General features: G+C 66.1%; 24 protein-coding genes. 11 read left to right on the top strand and 13 right to left on the bottom strand.

Annotated elements, in window-relative coordinates; genetic code table 11:
• The first annotated feature begins 129 nt into the window (after nucleotides 1-129).
• On the top strand, nucleotides 130-2,874 hold the full coding sequence (gene polA, locus ACFYO1_RS24745; protein ID WP_387235445.1) for a DNA polymerase I: 2,745 nt from the start codon (nucleotides 130-132) through the stop codon (nucleotides 2,872-2,874).
• 433 nt (nucleotides 2,875-3,307) lie between these two features.
• On the opposite strand, the gene ACFYO1_RS24740 is transcribed toward polA, so the two are convergent.
• Nucleotides 3,308-3,832 (bottom strand): nitroreductase/quinone reductase family protein, encoded by a 525-nt coding sequence (locus ACFYO1_RS24740; protein ID WP_387235442.1) that lies wholly within the window; start codon nucleotides 3,830-3,832, stop codon nucleotides 3,308-3,310.
• An 87-nt stretch (nucleotides 3,833-3,919) separates the two neighbouring features.
• Here ACFYO1_RS24740 and ACFYO1_RS24735 point away from each other — a divergent pair, with 87 nt between their 5' ends.
• Nucleotides 3,920-4,513 (top strand): TetR/AcrR family transcriptional regulator, encoded by a 594-nt coding sequence (locus ACFYO1_RS24735; protein WP_387235439.1) that lies wholly within the window; start codon nucleotides 3,920-3,922, stop codon nucleotides 4,511-4,513.
• Here ACFYO1_RS24735 and ACFYO1_RS24730 read toward each other — a convergent pair.
• Both ACFYO1_RS24730 and ACFYO1_RS24725 read right to left on the bottom strand, forming a co-directional pair.
• Complete coding sequence (locus ACFYO1_RS24730; RefSeq protein WP_387238526.1) at nucleotides 4,428-4,628, bottom strand: hypothetical protein; 201 nt, start codon at nucleotides 4,626-4,628, stop codon at nucleotides 4,428-4,430. The two genes, ACFYO1_RS24735 and ACFYO1_RS24730, sit on opposite strands and share 86 nt — an antisense overlap.
• 365 nt (nucleotides 4,629-4,993) lie before the next feature.
• Nucleotides 4,994-6,019: a GlxA family transcriptional regulator gene (locus ACFYO1_RS24725; RefSeq protein ID WP_387235436.1), complete on the bottom strand. Its 1,026-nt coding sequence runs from the start codon at nucleotides 6,017-6,019 to the stop codon at nucleotides 4,994-4,996.
• A gap of 140 nt (nucleotides 6,020-6,159) precedes the next feature.
• On the opposite strand from ACFYO1_RS24725, the gene ACFYO1_RS24720 reads away from it, so the two are divergent.
• On the top strand, nucleotides 6,160-6,933 hold the full coding sequence (locus ACFYO1_RS24720) for a dienelactone hydrolase family protein (protein ID WP_387238523.1): 774 nt from the start codon (nucleotides 6,160-6,162) through the stop codon (nucleotides 6,931-6,933).
• Between the two features lie 423 nt (nucleotides 6,934-7,356).
• Here ACFYO1_RS24720 and ACFYO1_RS24715 read toward each other — a convergent pair whose 3' ends face one another.
• Nucleotides 7,357-7,995 (bottom strand): DUF6461 domain-containing protein, encoded by a 639-nt coding sequence (locus ACFYO1_RS24715; RefSeq protein WP_387235433.1) that lies wholly within the window; start codon nucleotides 7,993-7,995, stop codon nucleotides 7,357-7,359.
• A 184-nt stretch (nucleotides 7,996-8,179) separates the two neighbouring features.
• On the opposite strand from ACFYO1_RS24715, the gene ACFYO1_RS24710 reads away from it, so the two are divergent.
• The gene (locus tag ACFYO1_RS24710) at nucleotides 8,180-8,539 is read left to right on the top strand and encodes a cupin domain-containing protein (RefSeq protein WP_387235430.1); all 360 of its coding nucleotides are present in this window, start codon (nucleotides 8,180-8,182) and stop codon (nucleotides 8,537-8,539) included.
• On the opposite strand, the gene ACFYO1_RS24705 is transcribed toward ACFYO1_RS24710, so the two are convergent.
• Complete coding sequence (locus tag ACFYO1_RS24705; protein ID WP_387235427.1) at nucleotides 8,494-8,967, bottom strand: NUDIX domain-containing protein; 474 nt, start codon at nucleotides 8,965-8,967, stop codon at nucleotides 8,494-8,496. The two genes, ACFYO1_RS24710 and ACFYO1_RS24705, sit on opposite strands and share 46 nt — an antisense overlap.
• A gap of 207 nt (nucleotides 8,968-9,174) precedes the next feature.
• Here ACFYO1_RS24705 and ACFYO1_RS24700 point away from each other — a divergent pair, with 207 nt between their 5' ends.
• Nucleotides 9,175-9,588: a VOC family protein gene (locus ACFYO1_RS24700; RefSeq protein ID WP_387235424.1), complete on the top strand. Its 414-nt coding sequence runs from the start codon at nucleotides 9,175-9,177 to the stop codon at nucleotides 9,586-9,588.
• Nucleotides 9,589-9,592: 4 nt separating this feature from the next.
• Here the strand turns inward: ACFYO1_RS24700 and ACFYO1_RS24695 are convergent, their stop codons facing one another.
• Nucleotides 9,593-10,333: an SDR family oxidoreductase gene (locus ACFYO1_RS24695; protein ID WP_387235421.1), complete on the bottom strand. Its 741-nt coding sequence runs from the start codon at nucleotides 10,331-10,333 to the stop codon at nucleotides 9,593-9,595.
• Between the two features lie 27 nt (nucleotides 10,334-10,360).
• On the opposite strand from ACFYO1_RS24695, the gene ACFYO1_RS24690 reads away from it, so the two are divergent.
• On the top strand, nucleotides 10,361-10,957 hold the full coding sequence (locus ACFYO1_RS24690; protein ID WP_387235418.1) for a TetR/AcrR family transcriptional regulator: 597 nt from the start codon (nucleotides 10,361-10,363) through the stop codon (nucleotides 10,955-10,957).
• A gap of 10 nt (nucleotides 10,958-10,967) precedes the next feature.
• Here the strand turns inward: ACFYO1_RS24690 and ACFYO1_RS24685 are convergent, their stop codons facing one another.
• Nucleotides 10,968-11,942 (bottom strand): helix-turn-helix transcriptional regulator, encoded by a 975-nt coding sequence (locus ACFYO1_RS24685; protein WP_387235415.1) that lies wholly within the window; start codon nucleotides 11,940-11,942, stop codon nucleotides 10,968-10,970.
• A 62-nt stretch (nucleotides 11,943-12,004) separates the two neighbouring features.
• Between ACFYO1_RS24685 and ACFYO1_RS24680 the strand changes: the two genes are divergently transcribed.
• Together ACFYO1_RS24680 and ACFYO1_RS24675 are read left to right on the top strand one after the other, a co-directional pair.
• A complete protein-coding gene (locus tag ACFYO1_RS24680) occupies nucleotides 12,005-12,358 on the top strand; it encodes a YybH family protein (protein ID WP_387235411.1) in 354 nt (117 codons plus the stop codon).
• A 43-nt stretch (nucleotides 12,359-12,401) separates the two neighbouring features.
• Nucleotides 12,402-12,902 carry a DUF488 domain-containing protein gene (locus ACFYO1_RS24675; RefSeq protein ID WP_387235408.1) on the top strand — a complete coding sequence of 167 codons (501 nt, stop codon included), beginning with the start codon at nucleotides 12,402-12,404 and terminating at the stop codon, nucleotides 12,900-12,902.
• Nucleotides 12,903-12,992: 90 nt separating this feature from the next.
• On the opposite strand, the gene ACFYO1_RS24670 is transcribed toward ACFYO1_RS24675, so the two are convergent.
• From ACFYO1_RS24670 to ACFYO1_RS24660, 3 genes are all read right to left on the bottom strand, one after another.
• Nucleotides 12,993-13,727, bottom strand: coding sequence for a hypothetical protein (locus ACFYO1_RS24670; RefSeq protein ID WP_387235405.1), 735 nt, complete (start codon nucleotides 13,725-13,727; stop codon nucleotides 12,993-12,995).
• A 57-nt stretch (nucleotides 13,728-13,784) separates the two neighbouring features.
• The gene (locus ACFYO1_RS24665) at nucleotides 13,785-14,186 is read right to left on the bottom strand and encodes a VOC family protein (RefSeq protein WP_387235402.1); all 402 of its coding nucleotides are present in this window, start codon (nucleotides 14,184-14,186) and stop codon (nucleotides 13,785-13,787) included.
• A 400-nt stretch (nucleotides 14,187-14,586) separates the two neighbouring features.
• Entirely contained in the window at nucleotides 14,587-15,297 is a 711-nt protein-coding gene (locus tag ACFYO1_RS24660) for a class I SAM-dependent methyltransferase (protein WP_387238520.1), read from the bottom strand.
• 440 nt (nucleotides 15,298-15,737) lie between these two features.
• On the opposite strand from ACFYO1_RS24660, the gene ACFYO1_RS24655 reads away from it, so the two are divergent.
• Entirely contained in the window at nucleotides 15,738-16,649 is a 912-nt protein-coding gene (locus tag ACFYO1_RS24655; protein ID WP_387235399.1) for an SAM-dependent methyltransferase, read from the top strand.
• Between the two features lie 5 nt (nucleotides 16,650-16,654).
• Here the strand turns inward: ACFYO1_RS24655 and ACFYO1_RS24650 are convergent, their stop codons facing one another.
• Complete coding sequence (locus ACFYO1_RS24650) at nucleotides 16,655-17,113, bottom strand: winged helix-turn-helix transcriptional regulator (protein ID WP_387235396.1); 459 nt, start codon at nucleotides 17,111-17,113, stop codon at nucleotides 16,655-16,657.
• An 88-nt stretch (nucleotides 17,114-17,201) separates the two neighbouring features.
• On the opposite strand from ACFYO1_RS24650, the gene ACFYO1_RS24645 reads away from it, so the two are divergent.
• Nucleotides 17,202-18,431, top strand: coding sequence for an MFS transporter (locus tag ACFYO1_RS24645; protein ID WP_387235393.1), 1,230 nt, complete (start codon nucleotides 17,202-17,204; stop codon nucleotides 18,429-18,431).
• A 13-nt stretch (nucleotides 18,432-18,444) separates the two neighbouring features.
• Here the strand turns inward: ACFYO1_RS24645 and ACFYO1_RS24640 are convergent, their stop codons facing one another.
• Together ACFYO1_RS24640 and ACFYO1_RS24635 are read right to left on the bottom strand one after the other, a co-directional pair.
• The gene (locus ACFYO1_RS24640; protein ID WP_387238517.1) at nucleotides 18,445-19,344 is read right to left on the bottom strand and encodes a YihY/virulence factor BrkB family protein; all 900 of its coding nucleotides are present in this window, start codon (nucleotides 19,342-19,344) and stop codon (nucleotides 18,445-18,447) included.
• 138 nt (nucleotides 19,345-19,482) lie between these two features.
• Nucleotides 19,483-19,890 carry a hypothetical protein gene (locus tag ACFYO1_RS24635; protein ID WP_387235390.1) on the bottom strand — a complete coding sequence of 136 codons (408 nt, stop codon included), beginning with the start codon at nucleotides 19,888-19,890 and terminating at the stop codon, nucleotides 19,483-19,485.
• Between the two features lie 176 nt (nucleotides 19,891-20,066).
• Here ACFYO1_RS24635 and ACFYO1_RS24630 point away from each other — a divergent pair, with 176 nt between their 5' ends.
• Nucleotides 20,067-21,038, top strand: a complete 972-nt coding sequence (locus tag ACFYO1_RS24630) for a threo-3-hydroxy-L-aspartate ammonia-lyase (protein ID WP_387235387.1) — start codon at nucleotides 20,067-20,069, stop codon at nucleotides 21,036-21,038.
• Nucleotides 21,039-21,642 lie beyond the last annotated feature (604 nt).

Raw genomic sequence — 21,642 nt, 5'->3', positions numbered from 1 at the left:
AGCTCGATCCGGGTCGAGTCGGGACCGCGTCTCGACTCGGTCCCGGAATTCGCTGGGAAAACGGATGGTCGGCGGCTGGCCGGGTGTCGGCGTATCAGCTTGTCGGTGCTGGTCCCTACACTCTGTGGCGTGAGTTCACCCACGACTGCTCAGCGTCCTGCCACCGCGTCCGGCTCCAGCGATTCCGCGCCGGGTGACCGGCCGACTCTGCTGTTGCTGGATGGGCATTCGATTGCCTATCGCGCGTTCTTCGCGCTACCGGCGGAGAACTTCAAGACGGTGACGGGACAGACCACCAACGCGGTGTACGGGTTCACCGCGATGCTGATCAACCTGCTGCGCGACGAGAAGCCGACGCATATCGCCACGGCGTTCGACGTGTCCAGGAAGACCTTCCGCACCGAGGCGTACCCGGAGTACAAGGCGAACCGTTCGCAGACGCCGGACGAGTTCCGCGGTCAGGTCGAACTCACCAAGGACGTGCTCGGCGCGATGGGCATCCCGGTGATGGCGATCGACGGCTTCGAGGCCGACGACCTCATCGCCACGCTGACCACGCAGGCCGTCGCGCAGGGCTTCCGGGTGCTGATCGTCTCGGGCGACCGCGACGCCATCCAGCTCGTCGAGGAAAACGTGACGCTGCTCTACCCGCGTAAGGGCGTCTCCGATCTGACCCGCTTCACCCCCGACGAGGTGTTCACCAAGTACGGTCTCACGCCCGCCCAGTACCCGGATTACGCGGCGCTGCGCGGCGACCCGAGCGACAACCTGCCCGGCATCCCCGGCGTGGGGGAGAAGACCGCGGCCAAGTGGATCCGCGAATACGGCGACCTGAACAGCCTGGTCGACAAGGTGGACGAGGTGAAGGGCAAGGTCGGCGAGGCCCTGCGCGCCAACCTGAGCAGCGTCGTGCTGAACCGTCAGCTCACCGAGATGATCCGCGACGTGCCGCTGCCCTACACCCCCGATCAGCTCGCGCAGCAACCGTGGGACCGCAACAAGATTCATCAGCTCTTCGACGACCTGGAGTTCCGCGTGCTGCGGGACCGGCTGTTCGAGACCCTGGCCCCGAAGGAGCCGGAGGCCGAGGCGGGCTTCGAGATCAGCGGCGGTGCGCTGGAGGTCGGCGCGGTGGCCGGCTGGCTCGGCGAGCATGCGAAAGCCGGTGTCCGGCAGGGTGTCTCGGTCGTCGGCTCGGGCACTCCCGGCAACGGTGACGTGCGCGCGCTCGCCATCGCGGCCGCCGACGGCGAGAGCGGCTACATCGACGTCTCGATCCTGACCCCGGAAGACGAAGCGGCCCTTGGCGCTTGGCTCGCCGACCCGGCCGTGCCGAAGGCCCTGCACGAGGCGAAGTCCGCTATGCACGCGCTGCGCGGTCGCGGCTGGACCCTCGGCGGTCTCACCAGCGACACCGCGCTCGCCGCCTACCTGGTCCGCCCCGGTCAGCGCAGCTTCAATCTCGACGACCTCTCGCTGCGCTACCTGCGCCGCGAGCTGCGCGCCGAGACCGACGAGGCCCCGCAGCTGTCCCTGCTCGACGACGAGGACACCGTCGACGCCGAGGTCGCGCAGGCCGAAATGCTGCGCGCCCGGGCCGTCACCGACCTCGCCGACGCCCTCGACACCGAACTCCAGCAGATCGAATCCGTTCCGCTGCTGGAGGATATGGAACTGCCGCTGCTCAGCGTCCTCGCCGACCTGGAAGACGCCGGCATCGCGGTCGACACCGGCCAGTTGGAGACGCTGCAACGCCAGTTCGCCGACAAGGTGACCGAGGCGGCCAACGCGGCCTACGAGGTGATCGGCAAGCAGATCAACCTCGGCTCGCCCAAGCAGTTGCAGGTCGTACTGTTCGACGAGCTCGACATGCCGAAGACCAAGCGCACCAAGACCGGCTACACCACCGACGCCGACGCGCTGGAATCGCTGTTCGAGAAGACCGAGCACCCGTTCCTGCAACACCTGCTCGAGCACCGCGACGCGACCCGGTTGAAGGTCACCGTCGACGGCCTGCTGAAGTGCGTCGCCGACGACGGGCGCATCCACACCACGTTCAACCAGACCATCGCCGCCACCGGCCGGCTCTCCTCCACCGAGCCGAACCTGCAGAACATCCCGATCCGCACCGACACCGGCAGGCAGATCCGCGACACCTTCGTCGTCGGGTCCGGCTACCAGTCGCTGATGACCGCCGACTACAGCCAGATCGAAATGCGCATCATGGCGCACCTTTCCGAGGACGAGGCGCTGATCGAGGCGTTCAACTCCGGCGAGGACCTGCACACCTTCGTGGCGTCCAAGGCGTTCGACATCCCGATCGCCGAGGTCACCCCGGAGCTGCGCCGCCGGATCAAGGCCATGTCCTACGGTCTCGCCTACGGGCTGAGTTCCTACGGTCTCGCGGCCCAGCTGAAGATCAGCACCACCGAAGCCAAAGAACAGATGGACGTCTACTTCGACCGCTTCGGCGGCATCCGCGACTACCTGTACGAGGTGGTCGAGCAGGCCCGCAAGGTCGGCTACACCTCGACCCTCTTCGGCCGCCGCCGCTACCTCCCCGACCTCGACTCCAGCAACCGCCAACGCCGCGAAGCCGCCGAACGCATGGCCCTCAACGCCCCCATCCAGGGCACCGCCGCCGACATCATCAAGGTGGCAATGATCAACGTGCACAAGGCGATCCAGGAAGCCGGCCTCCGCTCCAAGATGCTCCTCCAAATCCACGACGAACTCCTCTTCGAGGTAGCCGAGGGCGAAAAGGAAACCCTCGAAGCCCTCGCCAAGGAACAAATGTCCGCCGCCATCCACCTCTCCGTCCCACTCGACGTCTCCGTAGGCACCGGCCGCAGCTGGGACTCCGCCGCCCACTAACCCAAACCCTCCGCGCCCCTTCGCCGCCCAGCAATCCCGTTCGCCGCCACTCCTCACGAACGGGACACAGCGGTGGCAAAACGCGGAGGGGTGGCGTCCCATTCACTGCGGCCGATCGCCGTGAGCGGGACATGGCGAAGGTAAACCGCGGGTAGCTCCGCAGTGGTGTTCCGTTCGCTGCGGCCCATCGTCTCGGGCAGGACACAGCGGTGGCAAATCGCGATTGGTCTGCCGTGTTGCCCCGTCGGCCAGCGGACCGGTGCGGGAGAGGCACGGCTGTGCCGGACGGCGCGGAGGTCCCTGTCGTTGGGCGACAGCGCTTCCCAGCGTGCTTCGCTCGCTGCCTGCGGTCGTCGTGCCGGCTGGGCCGCAGAATACGCGCGCAATGCCGACGAGTGGGCATCGACGGGCATCAGGAATTGCCGGTCCCGTTTTATGTGCACACCTGATTTTCAGGGACTCGCTCCAGCACGACGACCGGGATTTGTCGGTCGGCGGCCGTCTCGAACTCGGCGAATTTCGGGACGAGCGCTATCTCTTCGGCCCAGATCTGCTCGCGTTCCGCGCCTTCGGTGAGCCGGGCTACGGCAGAGACGGTTTCGGTGCCTGTCTCGACGCTGATGTGTGGATTGGCCATCAGATTGCGATACCACGCCGGATGGTGCGGGCTGCCGCCGTGGGTAGCGAAGACGGCCCAGTTGTCGCCGACCGGTAGGTAGAACAATGGGCTGATCCGTTCACGTCCGGTCTTGGCTCCGGTGTGGTGAACCAGGATGAGCGGCATGCCCGGGTGTCCGTCGTAGAGACCGGGGATGCGCGGTGGGATCGGGCGTCCCGCGGCAAAATCGGCCTCGCTGCTCCACGCCGCATACCCGGCGTTCGCCCGGACCTCGGCGATGATTCGAGCGTTCCAGCCGTTGGCATCGTCGTGGGCGGTGGCTGGGGACTGATCGGACATGGCACCCTCTTTGCTATACGGAGCACTTGCTCCTCTAAGCTAGCACGGGCGGAGCGCATGCTCCGTATAAGGAGATATGCTCGTCGCATGGCGATAACCGGATCGGAGAGCACCAGTCGGCGGCGCGCGCCCCGAGCGGACGCGATCCGCAACCGCGAAGCCATCATCGAGGCTGCCTCCGCGGTGCTGGCCGAGCAGGGCACCGCGGTGGATGTACGTGAAATCGCCCGCCGCAGCAAGGTGGGCATGGGCACCCTGTACCGGCACTTCCCGACGAAGGAAGATCTCGTCCAGACGGTGCTGCGCAAGGACTTCGCGGAGTGGGCGGAATCCGCGCGCACGGCGGCCGCCACCGCCGAGGATCCCTGGGCGGCACTGATCGAGTTCTATCAGCAGGCCCTCGCCGGTTACGCGCACCACCGCGCGATCATGGAGCACTTCGCGCTGGCCGTGCCGGATCCCGACCCGGAAGGCCTTGGGCGCCTTCGCCTCGTCATCGAGGAGCTATGCGTCCGCGCCACCGCTCGGCTGCGCCCCGGAGTGACCGCCGACGACCTGGTTCTCCTGCTGGTCTCCCTCGGCCACGCCGTCCAGATCACCGACGAGTGCCGCCCGGACCTGTGGCGCCGACTGCTGCACATCTCCCTCGACGGCTTACGCGCCGACCTGCCACCGCTGTAGAGCCGCAGGGTTGGCGGTACCGAGTCGTGGGTCGACCAGCCTTCGAGCGGGGCAGGCGTGAATTCGTTGCCGCGACCCGCCACGTCTTGCGGCCGGTCAGTTGGACCGTGATCACGTCGATCGGATCGAAATGCGCCGCCGTCACCGCGCCGGAACGGTTGCAAAAGAGTTGGCATTTCGCCGATTTCGCCGACACGCCCGCATGGCCATCATGGACAATTCAGTCCCTCCCGCTGTGCGTGTACAGATCGAACAGGATATCGCGAGGGACTACTCCACTCGCCCCATCGGCAAGCCGGTGGTGGCGGTCGGTTCCGGCAGCCATACCCGGCTTCGATGTCTGCTGGCGTCAGCGAAGTAAAGACGACGTGCGGTATAAGACGACGACTGAAAAGACTTTCTACGATTCGGGTGAGAAAACAAGCCTTCTATCGGATTTCCGGTCGCTCCGGTGATGGTGGGGATGCGGCCTGCAGTAGTTTACGAAACGGAATCTTCGCTGCCTTCCGGCATATCGAGGTAGGTCGGCTCGGCCGTGCGGGTGCGGGTGGCGGTCGGTGACTCGCCGGTGTGCCTGCGGTAGATCCGCCGGAAGGCGGCCGGATCGGCGTAGCCGACCGCGCTCGCGATCATGTCGACGGGTTCGCGCGTGGTCATGAGCAAGGTGGCCGCCTGCCCGACCCGGAGGCGATGTATGTACTCGGTGAACGAGACGCCGAGACGGTCGCGGATACGCCGGGTCAGGGTGCGCGGAGAAACCGCTGCCACACTGGCCAATTCGTCGAGTGATAGCTGCCGATGCAGATTGGCCTGCGCGTGCTGTTGCACGGCGCGCAGTGCCGGGTCGGTGACCCGGAGATGCTCGAGCACCATATAGCGCGACTGTGACATACGGGCGTCGAGCACCAGGTAGTGGGCCACCTGCTCGGCCAGCGCACCGCCGCAGAGGCGGGCGACCAGCGCCAGCAGCAGATCTGTATGGGCGAAAGCCGCACCGGCGGTGAGTATTTCGCGGCTGTCGACGACCATGCGATCGGCGCGCACGGTGACATCCGGGAAGTGGCGGGTGAGCAGCGGCGCCAGCCACCAGGTGGTCGTGGCGGCCCGGCCCGCCAGCAGCCCCGAGGCCGCCAGCACGAAAACGGCCGAGCAGGAGGCGGCCACCGTAGCGCCGGAATCGGCGGCGCGCCGGATGATTTCGACGGCCTGCAGGGTCTGGGGTCGCATCAGCAATTCGTCGACACGTGCCTCGCTGGACGCGGACGGCCCTGGCAGTACCAAAATGTCGCCAGGCGCGAACTTCGCTGAGCGGAGCTGGGTTTCGGCATCGACGCTGATCAGTCGTCCGCCGCTGGATCGGACCGGCAGCCCGTCGACGGAGGCGACGCGCTGGCGCAGTCGCTCGCCCGCTGTGTCGCCGCCGATCTCGGCCGCCGTGTCGACGATGTCGATGCCGAGGCCGAGTGCACCTTCGAGCACCCCGTCCAGCGCGAGGTGAGTAATCATGTGGCGAGATTAGACCGAATGGTGGCGGTTTCACCAGTGGCGGTGTGCTGACCTGGTGCGGCAGGGTTTCGGGTGTGCAGCAATCTCCCCCACCGGATTCTCTCGATGACGACCTCGCCGATTTCGCAAACCGGTCGATCATGCTCGACGGAGTAACCCGCACGGTGTACGTCAGCGGCATCGGACCGGCGGTCATCATCATGGCGGAAATGCCCGGCATCAGCCCCGACGTGGCCCGCTTCGCCCGCTGGGTCCGCGACGCCGGTCTCACCGTCTACCTGCCGTCACTGTTCGGCCGGGACGGTGCCTATCCAGAGGCCGAGGCCGGCATGGCGGTCTTCAGACGCGCCTGTGTCAGCGCGGAATTCCGGGCCTTCGGCGCGGGCAAGTCCAGCCCGATCGCCGGGTGGCTGCGTGCGCTGGCAGCCCTGGCTCATCGCGAATGCGGCGGTCTCGGCGTCGGCGCGCTCGGCATGTGCTTCACCGGCAACTTCGCGCTCACCATGATGCTCGAGCCCGCAGTGCTGGCGCCGGTGCTGTGCCAGCCCTCGCTGCCACTGGATGAGCCTGGCGGACTGGAGATTTCGCCCGATGACCTGACGGCCGTACGGGAGCGGCTCGATCGTGATGATCTCGTGGTGCGCGCCTACCGCTTCCAGGGCGACCGTTACTGTACAGAGCAGCGTTTCGCCGCCTACGCCAAGGCACTGGGCCCGCGCTTCGAGCCTCGGGTGCTGCCCGCCGCGGCGGCCAATCCTGCTCCGCCGCCGTTCTTCTCGCAGATCATCGGCTGCCCGCACAGCGTGGTCACCGCGCATCTGGTCGACGCGGCAGGGGAGCCGACCGCCGCGGCCCGCGACGAGATCATCGCCTTCCTCGTGACCCGGCTGGTTGGGAGTGCTCCGACGCAATGACGTAGCCCCGGCCGGAATCGCGCGCTGTCCTGGAAGGAACCTCGTAGACGTCCTCCCGGATTCACCTGCCTCGCAACTACTTACTGATAGGAGTTCCAGATGCGCGTCCTACGTGCCATCGCCACCGGAAGCTTGGTGGGCGTTTCGATCCTTATCTGCGCCACCCCGGCCGACGCTGCGCTGAGTCGGCATGAGACGCCAGCGCCCCTGTCCACCGCGCGGGACACCGGAGGGCGGTGTGACCTGAACCCCTTGATCGGAGCGTGGTGCTAGACCAGCCAATCGGCATCAAGATCTTCCCGAAATTCATTACCAGGAGTCGGTACTCGAAAGCCGGCGAGCGCGCTTTCGACGCCACTCGCCCGACACCATCGCCCGGACGACGCCCCTGCGCGGGATCGCCGGGGTAACTCAGCGCTCGACTCAGGCGAAAGGTGTTACCAGCAATGGGATTTGACGTAGATCGTCGAGGGTGTAGTGGATGCCTGCGAGTGCGCTGATCGCACGAAGGGCGATGGCATAATCGGCCTCGCCCGGATCGAGGTAATCGTGGTCGACGGTGCCGGCGGCTTCGAACGCCGCGCGCAGTTCGCCGGGTAGGTCGGCCAGGTCGGTGTCGAGTTCGAGGTCGTCGACGTTGATCCAGGCGATCTCGTTTCCGTCGACGTAGTAGATCAGGCTCGCGTCGGCATTGATGGAGAAGTAGCTCGTCGCGGCGACGCGGCCGTCGGCCGATAGCACCGTCGCGTCGTCGGTGGCGCCGAAATCGTCATAGATGAAGGTCCATTCGCCGACCTGCCCCGCCAGCAGTGTCGCGGCATCGCCTCGCTCGGTGCCCAGTGCCGCCGCCGGCAGGGAGGTCAACTCGTCCGGCTTGTCCGCTGGAAGTGTGCACGACCGGATCAGGTGTGCCTTGGCTCCCAGTGCTTCGAGTGCCGCAGCGGGTTCGAGTCCGCGGACCACGTGTACACAGTGATTGGGATCGTCGCTCGCCAGCCCGCTGATCCACAACGGAACACCCTCGGGGTCAAGGGAATTCGGCAGAAATCCGGGTGTAGCCATACTGTCCTCGCCTATCGGAGCCATGTTCGGGTCGGGTTCATCATGGCCTGCGTCACCGGCCGGCGTGCGGGACGGGTGCGAACGATGGTCGACGCGTGGGTTGGCACACCGGAGGCGGTAAGCTCGCCCGATGGGGCGATAGACGCCGAATTCAGCCAGCGAGACCGCCCTTCGGAGGTAATCGATGACTGCTACAGACCCGAGCCGCCTGGTAATCGACCGAGCGGACGGACGCGACGACGGCGACGCCTGGACCCAGGACTACCAGTACCTACCCGGCGACCCTGGCATATCGATCATCATCGAATCCACCTCCGAAGAAGGCGTCGGCCCCCGGCTCCATCAGCACCCGTACGCGGAGACATTCATCATCCGGCGCGGCAGCGCGACGTTCACCCTGGGCGACGAATGCCTGATCGCCCGCGCCGGTCAGGTGCTCGTCGCGCCGGCGGGCACACCACATAAGTTCCGCACCGGCCCAGGTGGATACGAGGCCGTTCACATCCATGTGAGCCCGCACTTCATTACCGAATGGCTGGAATAGCTAGCTGCACCGCCGTGCAGCCAGGCGTCTTGACGGTCGGCTAATGGTCTGCTGAGCGGCAGAGGTTCGAAACGGCAAGCGAAGACCAAACCGTTGTCCGCACCCTCGCTGCGGACACGGTGCGTCCAGCTATCGGCCACATCTGCTCGGGGTCGTACCTCGAAGTACGTGGTTCGACGTGGAGCGCCCGTGTCTGGATGCGGCCGGTTGTCCACCGCGATCGACCCGATCACCTCCAGATCGGTGAGCCCGGTCTCCTCTGTTATCTCGCGCAGGACAGCATGTTCGAGGCTTTCGTCCGCGCCTACGCCGCCGGCTGGAATCTGGGTCCCTGCCTCTGGCATGCCGACATGGTCGAAGACCAGGAGCTGCGGACCGTCGCGATCGCGAATCACGTAGGCGGCCACACGGACTCTGGGCTGTTCCACCTGTGCATTGTGCCTCGCGGCAAACATCCTTTTCTGCCGCCCAGGGGTCACAACGAGGACTTCTCGCCAAGCGCGTGACGTGCAGGTAAGGGCATCGTGCGTGGGTGCGCCCAGACCTGTTGATGCTCAGGGCATTCGGGTGGGGGAGCGGTGTGGGGGTGCGCGTCGAACCGGCGGGTAGGGGAATGGTGTGCGAGCATCGGTCGCATGTCGATCTCCGCGGAATCCATTGCCCATCTGCGTTTGACGGTATGTGACATCGATCGGTCGCGGGCCTTCTACGAGAAGGTCTTCGGATGGCCTGTGGCGCTGGAGGTTCCGGCAGATGCCGATGATGAGACGCGGCAGCGTCTTGCGTTTCTGCACGGTGGGGTGATCTACCGGATGGGGCACGGGATGATCGGGCTGCGCCCCGCGGGTACCGACCCCTTCGATGAGAACAACGTCGGCCTCGACCATCTCGCCTTCTCCCTCGGCTCCCTAGCCGAACTCGAAACTGCCGCAGCCCATCTCGACGCGTGCGAGGTCAAGCGCGAGGAGATCAAGGACATCGGCGTCAGCTACATCCTGGAGTTCCGCGACCCGGACAACATCGCCCTCGAGCTGGTCGTGCGGAAGTAGGAACTCAATTCTGGCGAGTCGGCCGGATGGTCAGGTCGCCGATTTCGACATCATCGGGTTGGTCGATGGCAAAGGCGATGGCCCGTGCCACGGCCGTGGGGTCGATGCCGAGATCGGCCATACTCCGCCTTGCCTGTTCGAGCACCGCCGGATCGTCGACCGCGTGATCGATCAGCTCGGTGCGGACATAGCCCGGCGAGATCGATGTCGTCCGCACCACTCCATCCGTGCTTTCCTGTCGCAGTCCTTCGAGCAAAGTGCGTACGGCGTTCTTCGTCCCGGCGTACACCGCTTGCGTAGGAACGATTTTCAGCCCGGAGGTCGAGACCACCGTGACGAGATGACCGCTACCCTGACGGCGGAAAACCGGTAGGGCGGCGGCGATCCCGTGCAGGATCCCCTTGACGTTCACATCGATCATCGCCGACCAGCCCTCGACATCCAGGTCGTCAACCGGGCCGATCTTGCTGATCCCCGCGTTGCCCACCAGCACGTCCAGCCGCCCGAACCGCTCGACGGCGAGCCCGACGAGCGACTGGAGGTCGCCACGCTCGGTGACGTCCACGCGCGTCGCGACCGCCGCACCCCCGTCCGCCTCGATCTGGGCGACCACCCGCTCCAGCCGCTCGGTGCGGCGGGCCCCGAGCGCAACGATGGCACCGAGCGAAGCGAGATGACGAGCCGTCGCCTCACCGATTCCGCTACTGGCGCCAGTGATTGCAACAACCTTGCCTTCGATGGTCATCGAACGTCCTCCAGCTAGAGTGGACACATGTCCGTTTACTCCGACGACCTTAGCGGACAGGTGTCCGCTTCTGTCAAGGGCGCCGGCACGCGCCGTTCAGACGCCCAACGCAACCGCGATCGAATCCTCCGGGCAGCCCGCGAACTCGTCCGCGAGCCGGGCGAACTGAAACTCAACGCCGTCGCGAAGGCCTGCGGTATCGGACAGGGCACGCTCTACCGGCACTTTCCCACCCGCGAGGACCTCCTCGCCGAGGTCTATCGCCGCGACGTGGAAAACCTGGTCGACGCGGCCCCACGTCTACTGGCAACCAACCAACCCTTGGACGCACTCGCCGAATGGTTCGACCAGGTCGCCACCTACGCCCGACTCAAACGCGACATCTTCGCCGCCGTCGAAGCCGCAACCTGGCAAGACCTCGCCGCCCACAGCCGAGGCCCCATCGGCGACGCCGTCGAACTCCTCCTCGCCGCCGGCCGCGCGAACAACACCATCCGTCCCGACGCCGAGGCCCGCGACGTCATCATCCTCATCAGCTGGCTCTCCCGCCTAGACGACACCGAACTGGACACCCGAGCCCCCCGCCTCCTATCGATCCTTATCAACGGCCTGCGCACCGCGTAATGGATCGGGCTCAGGAGGGCTCTTCGTAGTGGGTGGCGAGGGCGGTGGCGCGGGTGTGCAGGGAGGTTCGTAACCATTGGGGGGCAAGGGGTTCCGCGTCGGTGGCGAGTTGCCACAGTGCCCATTCGGCGTGCCTGGGGTCTTGGAAGGTGACCTCTAGCCGCAGGCGGCCGTCGGGGTCGGTTTCCTCGATGTGGACGGCCAGCGCGGTGGCCACGAGTTCTTCCCGCCGGGCCGGGTGCAACCGCACCAGTACGGTGACCTGGTCGCCGCCGGACCGGAACCGGGTGCTGCGCTGCTGCCAGGCTTGTTCCAGATCGACGCGGTCCGGTCGCTCGGCAGGTTCCGGGAGTTCTTCGGCGGCCGAGATCCTGGACAGTCGGTAGGTGCGGTCCGCGCCTGACTTCGTGGCGAGCAAATAGCCCTGGTCGCGCACGGTGACCAGGCCGATCGGATCGACCGTGCGCCAATGAGGCTGCTGGTCCACCGCCGCGTATTGGATGCGCAACTTGTGCCCGGCGAACACCGCGCGGCGGACCTCGGTCAATACGGTGCCGGGCACCTCCTCGGTACTCAGCCGACGCGACAGCAGATCGGTCTCCGGGTCGATGAGCAATCGCTCGGCCACGTCGGCCGCGGTGGCCCGATAGCTTTCGGGCAGCGCGTCCACCACCTTGAGCACCGCCGAGGCGAGCGCCGAACCGAGGCCGAATGCCTGTGCGCCGCGTCGTGATCCGGCGACCAGCAGCGCAAGCGCCTCGTCGTGATTGAGTCCGGTGAGCTCGGTCCGGAAACCGGGGAGCAACGCGAAACCACCGTGCCGTCCGCGTTCGGCGTAGACCGGGACGCCGGCCGCGGACAGCGCCTCGATATCGCGCAGCACGGTCCGCGTGGACACCTCCAGCTCACGCGCCAGCGCCGCCGCGGACAACCGGTCGTGCCGGCGCAACAGCAACACCATCGAGACCAGTCGATCGGCGCGCATACGAAAACCTTTGCAGAAATACACGACACAAGGTGTCGTGATTCGTTGAGAGCCTTACCAGTATGACCAACAAGAAAGTGGCCACCGAGCCGAACGACCTGGGCAAGTTCTTCATCGAGCTGGCCAACGCGGGCGACGTCGACGGACTGGTGGCGTTGTACGAGCCGGACGCCGTGCTGGCGTTCCCGCCCGGCAGCCTCGCGACCGGACACGCGGAGATCCGCAAGGTGTACGAACAATTCGTCGCCGCCGCACCGGTACTCGAGCCCGGCAGACAACATCCGGCCCTGGTGAGCGGCGACCTGGCCATGACCGCGTCCACCCTGACCAGCGGCGAGGTCGCCGTCGAGATCGCCCGCCGCCAGCCGGACGGATCGTGGCTGTGGGCCACGGACCAGCCGTCGCTCGTGCCGTAGCGGGGCGGCGGTGGGCCGGTCCGTCCGAGCCCACCGCCGCGCTGTGCGGAGGAGCGCGATAAGGCGTATCGCGACGATCGGCGTCTACGGATTCACCGTCGAAGGTTTCCTGGAGCAGTTGGCGAGCGGTGGCGTGGGACTGCTGCTGGACCTGCGCCAACGCCGCGGCGTGCGCGGGCCCGAGTACTCGTGGGCGAACTCGGCCCGGCTCCAGAACGCGCTCGCCGCAGCAGGTATCGGCTACCGGCACGTGAAGGGGCTGGCGCCGACAACTGAATTGCGCCACCTCCAATATCGTGAGGACGATCGCCGAGGAGTCGGCAAACGCAATCGTGTCGCCTTGGCGGCCGAGTACGCCGAGCGCTACACCCACGAAATCCTCGACCCCTTCGACCTCGCCGCCCTGGTAGCCGAACTACCGAGCGACTCGGTGACCGCCCTGTTCTGCGTGGAGTGCGATCCGGAGGCGTGCCATCGCTCGCTGGTCGCCGAGCGTCTGCACGCCGAACACGGCCTGCCGATTGCGAACCTTCGCCCGCGCTGAAACTCGCCTGTCCTCGCGACGGCCGGCTCCGCCGGGGTTCATCGTGGGCCGACCGGGCCGGTCGGCGCTGGTCACCTCCCCAGCGCCGGTTCAGGTGCGGACCCCGAGTGTGCCGTTCCACGTGGCGGTATCGATACCCGCGCGCCTCGCCAGTGCGAACATGGCGGCGAGGTCGTCGTCGGTGCGCGGTTCGTGATCGTCCTCGGGGTAGTGCTGTGTCTGCAAACGCAGCATCTCCTCGGCGAAGGATCGAAGCCCGTTCTCGGTGATGGCTCCGCGTTCGGCGTCATCGATCAGTTGCGCACACAGCTCGGGCAGGCCGGTGTCGCCGTTGTCGAACTCCAACCGCTCGGCGATCTCACCCACCGCGTCCGCAGGGGTCGTCAAAGCCGATATGCCGCAGTCGAGTCCGTCGTCGGCGAGATCGTCCGGGTAAGGAGCCCGGTGCCAGGCACCGTCATCGAACCAATACACGCAGCCGACCATGTAGTCATCGATCAACCCTCGAAGATAGTCCCGCGGAACCCATTCCGGCGCGCCGGCCAGCAGATCGATCGCCGGTTCGTATCCCTTGACCCTGCTCGATTCGTCCTCCCCGACGAGCACCGCGCGACCGTCACCGAACCATTTCAGCACCCACCACGTGCAACCGCAGTCGTCCCAATGCAATCCGTCGTCATCGATCCAATAACCCGATCGATGCTGCGCCGGCTCCAGCTCCTCGTCGCGGTCGAAGGTGGCGAGCGCCACGGCCGCCCACCGCGCCCACAGCACGCGCGCGTCCGGCAGATCCGCCGGACGCCCGGGCCGATGCAGCTTCCCCATTCTTGTTCTCCTGATCCTCGTGGATGTCCGCTGGGTGTGATCGGCCCCGGAAGGTCGCTACCAGCCGATCGGCTGATTGATCGCGATCAGGTTCCCGTCGGTTGCTTTGAGCACGGCCAAGCGGTTTCCGGGTAGATCCACGATGCCGGTCTCCGGGTCGCCGTTGACGATCGGCGCGGTGCCGATCTCGGCGAGCGACCTGTCGGCGACCTCGCCGAGCGCCGTGGCGCCGAGGGCCACCATCGCGGTGTGCGTCGCCGCGATGTCGACCACCGTCCAGAACGGCAGTGGATGGGGCACCCACGGTTTGGCCGACAGCGCGAGGCCGATCGCGTACATCGCGTAGTCCTCGGTGCGAAAGACCGGCTCGGCGCCGAGCATCGCCGTGAACGCCGCAACGCTCGCGTCCAAATCCGCGGTGGGGTAGACGACATTGGCGAAGGCGGTGGGTGTGTTCACGTGACTCCTTCTCGCCGAGCGAGGCTCGATTGTGACGGGCAACTTCGGCGATCAATGTAGCGGCACCCTCCGACAGGTGCGGCCGACCTGGTGCGCGGACCCTACGTCCTTGCCGACGGGCGCGGCGGCACCGTGCGGGCGGGCGCGGGTCGCTCTCTCCGGGAGTGATGCCGCCGGCCCCGATGCCGAACAGCGCCGCCCGCCCGGACATCACGTCGAGCCTGCCGACCTCACCGGCGAGCAGCAGTGGTTTCCACATCCCGGCGGGCCATCGCACGGAGCGACGCAGGCGATTACTCGAGGGAGCCGGGGACCTCCAGCCGGCCTGGCACGGTGTGGCCTCGCAGTGGTGCCGGAAGGTGACGCCTCGATCGGACACCGGTGGTGAGCGAAGGCGGTGTCACTGCTGCGCGCGGATCTTGTGTCCGTACGTCCATTGGATCATCCCGAAACGACGAGTCCCTACCTCCCTGAGTCCGAAACCCTTGACGGTGTCGGCGATTTCGGTGGCAGTGAAGAGGCGCGCACCGCCGGCGTCAGGTAGGAAACGCCCGATCGGACCGGTGCGCACGGTGGGCACCAGCACAGCGAGGTAGCCGCCTGGTCGCAGCACCCGGATCATCTCGGCCATGGCTGCGATCGGGTCGGGAATGAGCTGAAGACCGGCGATACAGGTCACCGCGTCGACGGTGTTGTCCCGCAACGGCAGTCGCTGTGCATCGGCGCGCAGGAACGCGATGTTGTCGGCGCGGTGCCGATGAGCGGCACGGGTGAGCATCGATTCGGAGATGTCGATCCCGAGAGCGAGCCCGGTCGGACCTACGGTGCGGGCCAGCGCGGCGGTGATTTCGCCCGGGCCGCAACCGATGTCGAGTGCCGTGTGACCAGGTTGGAGGTGCAGGTGTCCGGTGGGCGATTGCAGGATGCCGAATACGCGCCGGGCTGCTGTCGCGGCATGGTCGAAGAGGGACGCGCCGATGCGGGAGCTCCACAGCGCCTGCACCATGCCGGTGTTGACGTCTTGGACCGCGGATCCGAGTTGGTCGAGGTACCCGCGCGGCGCGGTGGGGGCCGCCGGCGGGTCGGCGAGCAGCGGCAGAACTCGTTGCATGGCAGGCGAAATGGTGACGCTCACACGATCATCTCCTGGAGTGCTCGACCGGCGCGATCCCGCCGCAGTGGTGTCGACGCCGGGTTCGTCGGAGTGGATACCCGGACACTAGGTCGCGCCCGTTCATCGGGTCCAAGACCAGTTGTGCCATAAGCTCATCCGGTTTCGGATATGACGCGAGGTGACCTCGGTGAAAAGTGTCACGGGACCTCGAGCGCGTAGGAATCACACAGCATCTGAGCCTGAAATTCGCCTGAGTGGTGATGCGGCGCCCGAAGCTGCCGAGTGTTGGTCGAACGTCCAAAACTGTTGGCTGACAGCGCTTCCCGCGCCCGCCAGGTGGACCAACACACTCTGTCGGTGGCGGGTGTTACCGTCGGCCCATCCAGCCAGGCCGGTTGACAACCGCCCTGGCCACGTCGTCGGAGATGGGGTGGAACATGACTTCAGCGAGACATGACGGAGACACCTGGGACCTTGCGTCCAGCGTCGGCGCGACCGCCACCATGGCGGCGACGGTCCGCGCGATCGCGACCCGCGCGGATCCTGCGCTCATCGATGACCCGTTCGCCGAACCGCTGGTCCGGGCGGTCGGCGTCGACCTGCTGACTCAATTGGCCAGCGGGCAAGTGCTTCCTAGCGACTTGGTCGAGCAGGTCTGGATCGATGTGGCCAAGGTGCGCACCAAGTTCTACGACGAGTTCTTTCTCGGCGCGACGGGCGCGGGCATCACCCAGGTCGTGATCCTGGCCTCGGGGTTGGATTCCCGCGCTTACCGACTGTCCTGGCCGACCGGGACCGTGGTGTACGAGGTCGACCTGCCGCCGGTCGTCGAATTCAAGACCCGCGCACTGGCGGAGCTGGGCGCTGCCCCCACCGCCGACCGGCGGGTTGCCGCTGTCGATCTGCGTGACGATTGGCCCGCCGCACTGTGCGCCGCCGGTTTCGACCCGGAGCGGCCGACCGCGTGGAGCGCCGAGGGCCTGCTGGGTTATCTGCCGCCGGAAGCACAGGATCGTTTGCTGGACAACATCACTCGGCTCAGCGCGCCGGGAAGCCGGTTGGCGACGGAAAGCAAACCTAACCCGCAGCCGGGTCAGGAAGACCGGACGAAGGAGCGCCTGCACCGCATCTCCGAACGTTGGCGGGCAAACAATTTCGATACCGACATGGCGCGGATGCGATATTACGGCGAGCGCAACGAGGCGGCCCCCTACCTGGTCGGCCGCGGCTGGGTGCTGAACGGCATTACCATCCGGGACCTGTTGGCCGCCAACAATCTTCAACCCTTGACCGGTGACGACCTACGCATGGGCGACCTGCTCTATATCAACGCGGTCCTCGACGGGTAACCGCGTCACGCGTCTCCCATCTTCCGCACTCGAGTATTCGTCGCGGTGGCGCGCTTGCCCTCGTGATTTTCGGTGCGTAGCCGGGGGAGGGGGTGACCGTCACGGTCGACGAGCACCGAGTGGGATTCGCCGGCGGTGAACGCGTGACGTTCGCCCCACTGCCGCAACGCCACGACGACGGTGAACAGGTCCTGCCCGGCAGCGGTGAGTTCATAGCTGTGCCGTTTGCCGCCGGGTGCGGTGCTCGTGCTGAGGATTCCGTGGTCGACCAGCTTGCGCAGGCGGTCGGTGAGGATGTTTCGAGCGATCCCGAGCCGTTGCTGGAAGTCGGTGAAGGTCGCCGCACCGTCCATGGCGTCGCGCACGATCAGCAGGCTCCATCGGTCGCCGACCAGGTCGACGGTGCGCGCGACCGGGCAGGTGGGATCGGTCCAGTCGCGGCCGGAACCGAGTGTCGTGGTCATGCGCCTCCGCCCGATTGGTTGCAATTCGAAACTATTATGCCCTACGCTCCAATGGTTGCATTTTGCTACTAATCCGGGAGGTGTGATGGTGGGAACCGTCACGAGATCGCAGCGATTCGTGCTGGCACTGGTGTGCGCGGTGGCAGTGTCGGTGATCTACGCGATCCAGCCGGTACTGGAGGCGGCGGGCGTCGGCCTGGGATTGGCGCGCGAGTCGCTCGGTTGGCTGGTTGCCGCCGGGCAGGTCGGCTATTTCGCCGGTCTCGTTCTGCTGGTTCCGCTCGGCGACGTGCTGAATCGCCGACGGCTCATCATCGTGCATCTGCTGCTCACCGCCGTGGGTGCCGCGATCGTGGCGGTTGCGCCGAACGGTGCCGTCGCGGTGACCGGGCTGGCGGTCGCGGGTTTGTTCGCGGTCGTGGTGCAGGTGACCGTCGCCTATGTGGCCGCCGTTTCCGCGCCGGACGAGCGCGGCCGCAATATCGGCGCGGTGACCTCCGGCGTGGTGGTCGGCATTCTCGGCGTCCGTGTTCTGGCCGGCGTTCTGGGCGACACGGTGAGCTGGCGGGCCGTGTATGCGCTGCTCGCGGTGCTCTGTGTCGTGCTGGCCCGTATCGTCCGCACGGCACTCGACCCGGATCCCAGAACCTCCGGCACAAAGTATGTGCATGTACTGGCATCGATGGGGCGGCTCGTGCGCACCGATCGCCTGTTCCTGAGCCGAGGGCTGATAACCTTTTTCCTGTTCGCCTCCTTCGGCACCCTCTGGAGCGGACTCGCCCTGCCGCTCGGTTCCGATCCCTGGAATTTCGGCACCACGCAGATCGGGTTGTTCGGTGTGGTCGGACTGGCCGGAGCGCTCGGCGCCGCCCGGGCCGGACGGTGGGCGGATTCCGGTCGAGCACAGGCGATTACGGGCTCCGCGCTGGTGTTGCTCACCGCCGCATGGCTACTCGTCGCCCGGATCGAAGCGACCTTGTGGCCGCTCATCATCGGCGTCATCGTGCTCGACTTCGCCGTCCAGGCAGTGCATGTCAGCAGCCAGCACCTGCTGACCGCCGCGCACCCCGACCATGCCAGCAGCGTCATCGGCGCCTACATGGCCTGCTATTCGCTCGGATCCGCGCTCGGCGCGATCACCACCACCTGGGCATACAGCAATTGGGGATGGACGGCCGCCTGCTGGGTGGGCGCGGCCTACTCACTCTCCGCGCTGGTGCTGTGGGGACTGGGCCAGATCACCCGGCGCGGTGTGGCGAGTTCCCGTAACCCGCAACCGAAGTGCCGGGATGTTGCGCCAATCTCCGTGGAGTGCTGATCGTGACCGGGTCCTACTTCTCGGGAGGCTGGTCGAAGGTGACGGTGATGTCTTCGAAGTCTTTGTTGCGCTGAGCCTGTGCCTGGTCGGTGTAGGTGCGTCGGTCCCCGCTGGTGAGGTTGACGTTCTCGGTGAACGGCGACAGCAGCGCCCGCGGATAAAGCTTGTCGACCCGCACGACATTGATCTCCATACACAACACGACCGAGCACGAGGCCAGGTACAGAAACCCGAGAAGACCGAGCACCACCGCGAACACCCCATTGGTATCCGAGGATTGGTTCACCACCTGGCCGACATAGATCGAGCCGAATCGCTGCAACAACTGCCACGCGACCGCGGCGACCACCGCGCCGGGGGCCACCTGCCGCCAGCTCAGGGATCGCACCGGGGCCCACTTGAACGCCATCGCGAACAACCCCGCGTTGACCACCACCGAAGCGAGCACGAGCAGCCAGGCGAACCCGAACCCGATCCGCCACGCGGCTCCGACCTGCGACAACACCGTCGCCGCGAGGATCAGCGGCCCGAGGATCAGCAGTCCGATCAGCCCGCGCACCCGCACCATGAACGGATTCGGCCGCTGGTTGACCGGCACCGCCCACGCGACATTCATCGCGTTCTGCACCGCCACCGACACCCCGAGACCACCGAACGCCGCAACCGCGATTCCGGCAACCACCCCGGCGGTGCCTCCGCTGAGCCGCTCCGGCCGGCTGATCTGATCGCCGATCACCGGAAACTGACTCAACGCCGAATCGAGGATGCGCTGCTGAAGCTGCGGGTCGGCCTCGAGCAGCACGCTGAGCACCGTCGTCAGAATCAGCAGCAGCGGAAACAACGACACGAACGCGTAATACGTGATCAAGGCGGCCAAGTACCCGCCCTGATCGTCGACGAACTTATAGATCACCGCCAACGGAAACCCCGCTCCGCGATGACGCTGCTGAAACCTATCGACGCTGGCAACCAACCCGACTACTCATCCTTCGCTCGGCGATTCCAGTGTCAACTGGTTCGTGTGGCCCGGTCCCGATACGACGTTCCACGGTCAGCTGTTGCTCAACCATATGAGGCCGAGAATTCCCGCACTGACTGCGAACGCGGCTATCGGACCCCACCACGAAATGCGGCCGGTGAAGGCCAGGGCGGTCAGCACCAGAGCGACGCTGTTGCTCACCCAAACCAGCGAGTGGGCCGGCGAATTCGGGGGACGGTATCTGCGTAGTACAGCCAGCTCACGCCCAATCTGGGTGCGGATCACCCCTTCCCTGTCGGTACCCGAGGGAAGGCCTTTCTGGATCTGTACCAGCAGGTGCAATCGCTCATGGGGCAGCTTGTGCGATGACCGGGACGTGAACCATCCTGTGACGAAAGCGACGATCAGCGCGGCTAGAGCGCCGGCGACCGCGCCCAGAGCGGGCGTGCTGCGCAGATCTGTGAGCCAGTCCCATGTCATTGCAAGTGCCCCGCTCCTGTCGCCGAGTGTCCGTCAATCCTGCATGCCGGGCTGCGCGGTGTCTCGATACCGATCAATGGTGTTGTCCCGCTTCGCAACACCCGAAGCAAGTCAGGGCACGTCGGTGCCGATCGACAGCGCTGCCTGGCTCGGTCACGGGTGGCAGAATGCCGTGCGTGGCAGGCGATATCACCGTCGATGACGTGCGCGCGGCGGCGCACCGGCTGGCCGGCGTTGCGCACCGGACGCCGGTGCTCACGTCCCGTGTACTGAACGAGCGGGTCGGGGCCGAGGTGTTTCTCAAGTGTGAGAATTTCCAGCGGGTCGGCGCGTTCAAGTTCCGTGGCGCCTATAACGCGATCTCGCAACTGACCGCCGAGCAATTCGCGCGCGGCGTCGTGGCCTGGTCCTCCGGCAACCACGCCCAGGCCGTTGCGTTGTCGGCGCGGCTGCTGGGCACTTCGGCGGTGATCGTGATGCCCGCGGACGCCCCCGCGTCGAAACTGGCTGCCACGAAGGAATATGGGGCCGAGATCGTCCTGTACGACCGCTACACGCAGGACCGCACCGCGATCGGCGAGGCCCTGGCAGCCGAACGCGGCCTGACCGCTGTTCCGCCGTTCGACGATCCGCGGGTGATGGCCGGGCAGGGCACGGTGGCGCTCGAGCTCATCGAGAAGACCGGACCGTTGACCGACTTTCTCGCTCCGATCGGCGGTGGCGGTCTGATGGCGGGCTGTGCCACCGCGGCGACTGCGCTTTCGCCTGGCATTCGGATCGTCGGCGTCGAACCCGTCGCCGGCGACGACACCAAACGTTCACTCGAAGCAGGTCACCGGGTTCGGATCCCGGTTCCGCGCACCATCGCCGACGCGCAGGCCGCCGAAATCCCCGGCGAACTCACGTTCCCTGTCAACCGCAGGCTGGTGGATGAGATCGCCGTGGTGACCGACGAGCAGTTGGTGACGGCGATGTCCTTTCTGTTCGACACGATGAAGATCGTCGCCGAGCCGACCGGCGCCGCGGGTGTCGCCGCATTGCTGGCAGGTCGAGTCCAACTCGCCGGCGCCCGGGTCGGCGTCGTCATCTCCGGCGGCAATATCAGTGCGGAACGGTTCGCCGGACTGGTAAGTCCGGGCAGTACATAGATGGGTGACCTATAACGGGCTGTGCGGGTCGGGCTTGTTGAGCACTCGCCGGGTTGATTGGTCGCTGGCGTGCGCCGCTCAGGACCGACCGCCGCGACTGGCCCTGTGTCGACGCTCTGGCCTGCGAATTCCCGCGCTGCGCAGGCGATTTGACTTAGCGATCTTCGCCGCGTAATTTATTCCAAGTCAGAGCGACACGGACACCGACCCGGAGCCGAGAAGCCCAGCGGAAACGCTGAGCTGATGGACCGGGAAACGAGGTAGGACGAGGAGCGCCTGAAATCGCACTAGCTCTCTCGGAGACATGATTTGTTTCTTAGCGGAGCTAAGCTGTAAGGTTGCCTCACCGATCAAGCGGATAAGATCCGTGCGATGGTGTGTGCGTGTGTTCTTTGAGAACTCAATAGTGTGTCGATGAATGTCAGTGCCAATATTTTATTGGTTCCGATTCCTCATACCCCCCGGTTGAGGGGATCGGACATTTTTGTCAGCAAATACTTTTTGCTGGTGTTTTGTTTTGCTAGGTTTTCGGACTCTAGTTAGATTGTTCTGATTGCACCTTCGGGTGTGGTTGAGAGTCTTCAACGGAGAGTTTGATCCTGGC

Origin of the sequence: Nocardia sp. NPDC006044 (genome assembly GCF_042871115.1) — a bacterium.
GTDB lineage: Bacteria > Actinomycetota > Actinomycetes > Mycobacteriales > Mycobacteriaceae > Nocardia.
This window is presented reverse-complemented; position numbering and strand designations above follow the sequence as displayed.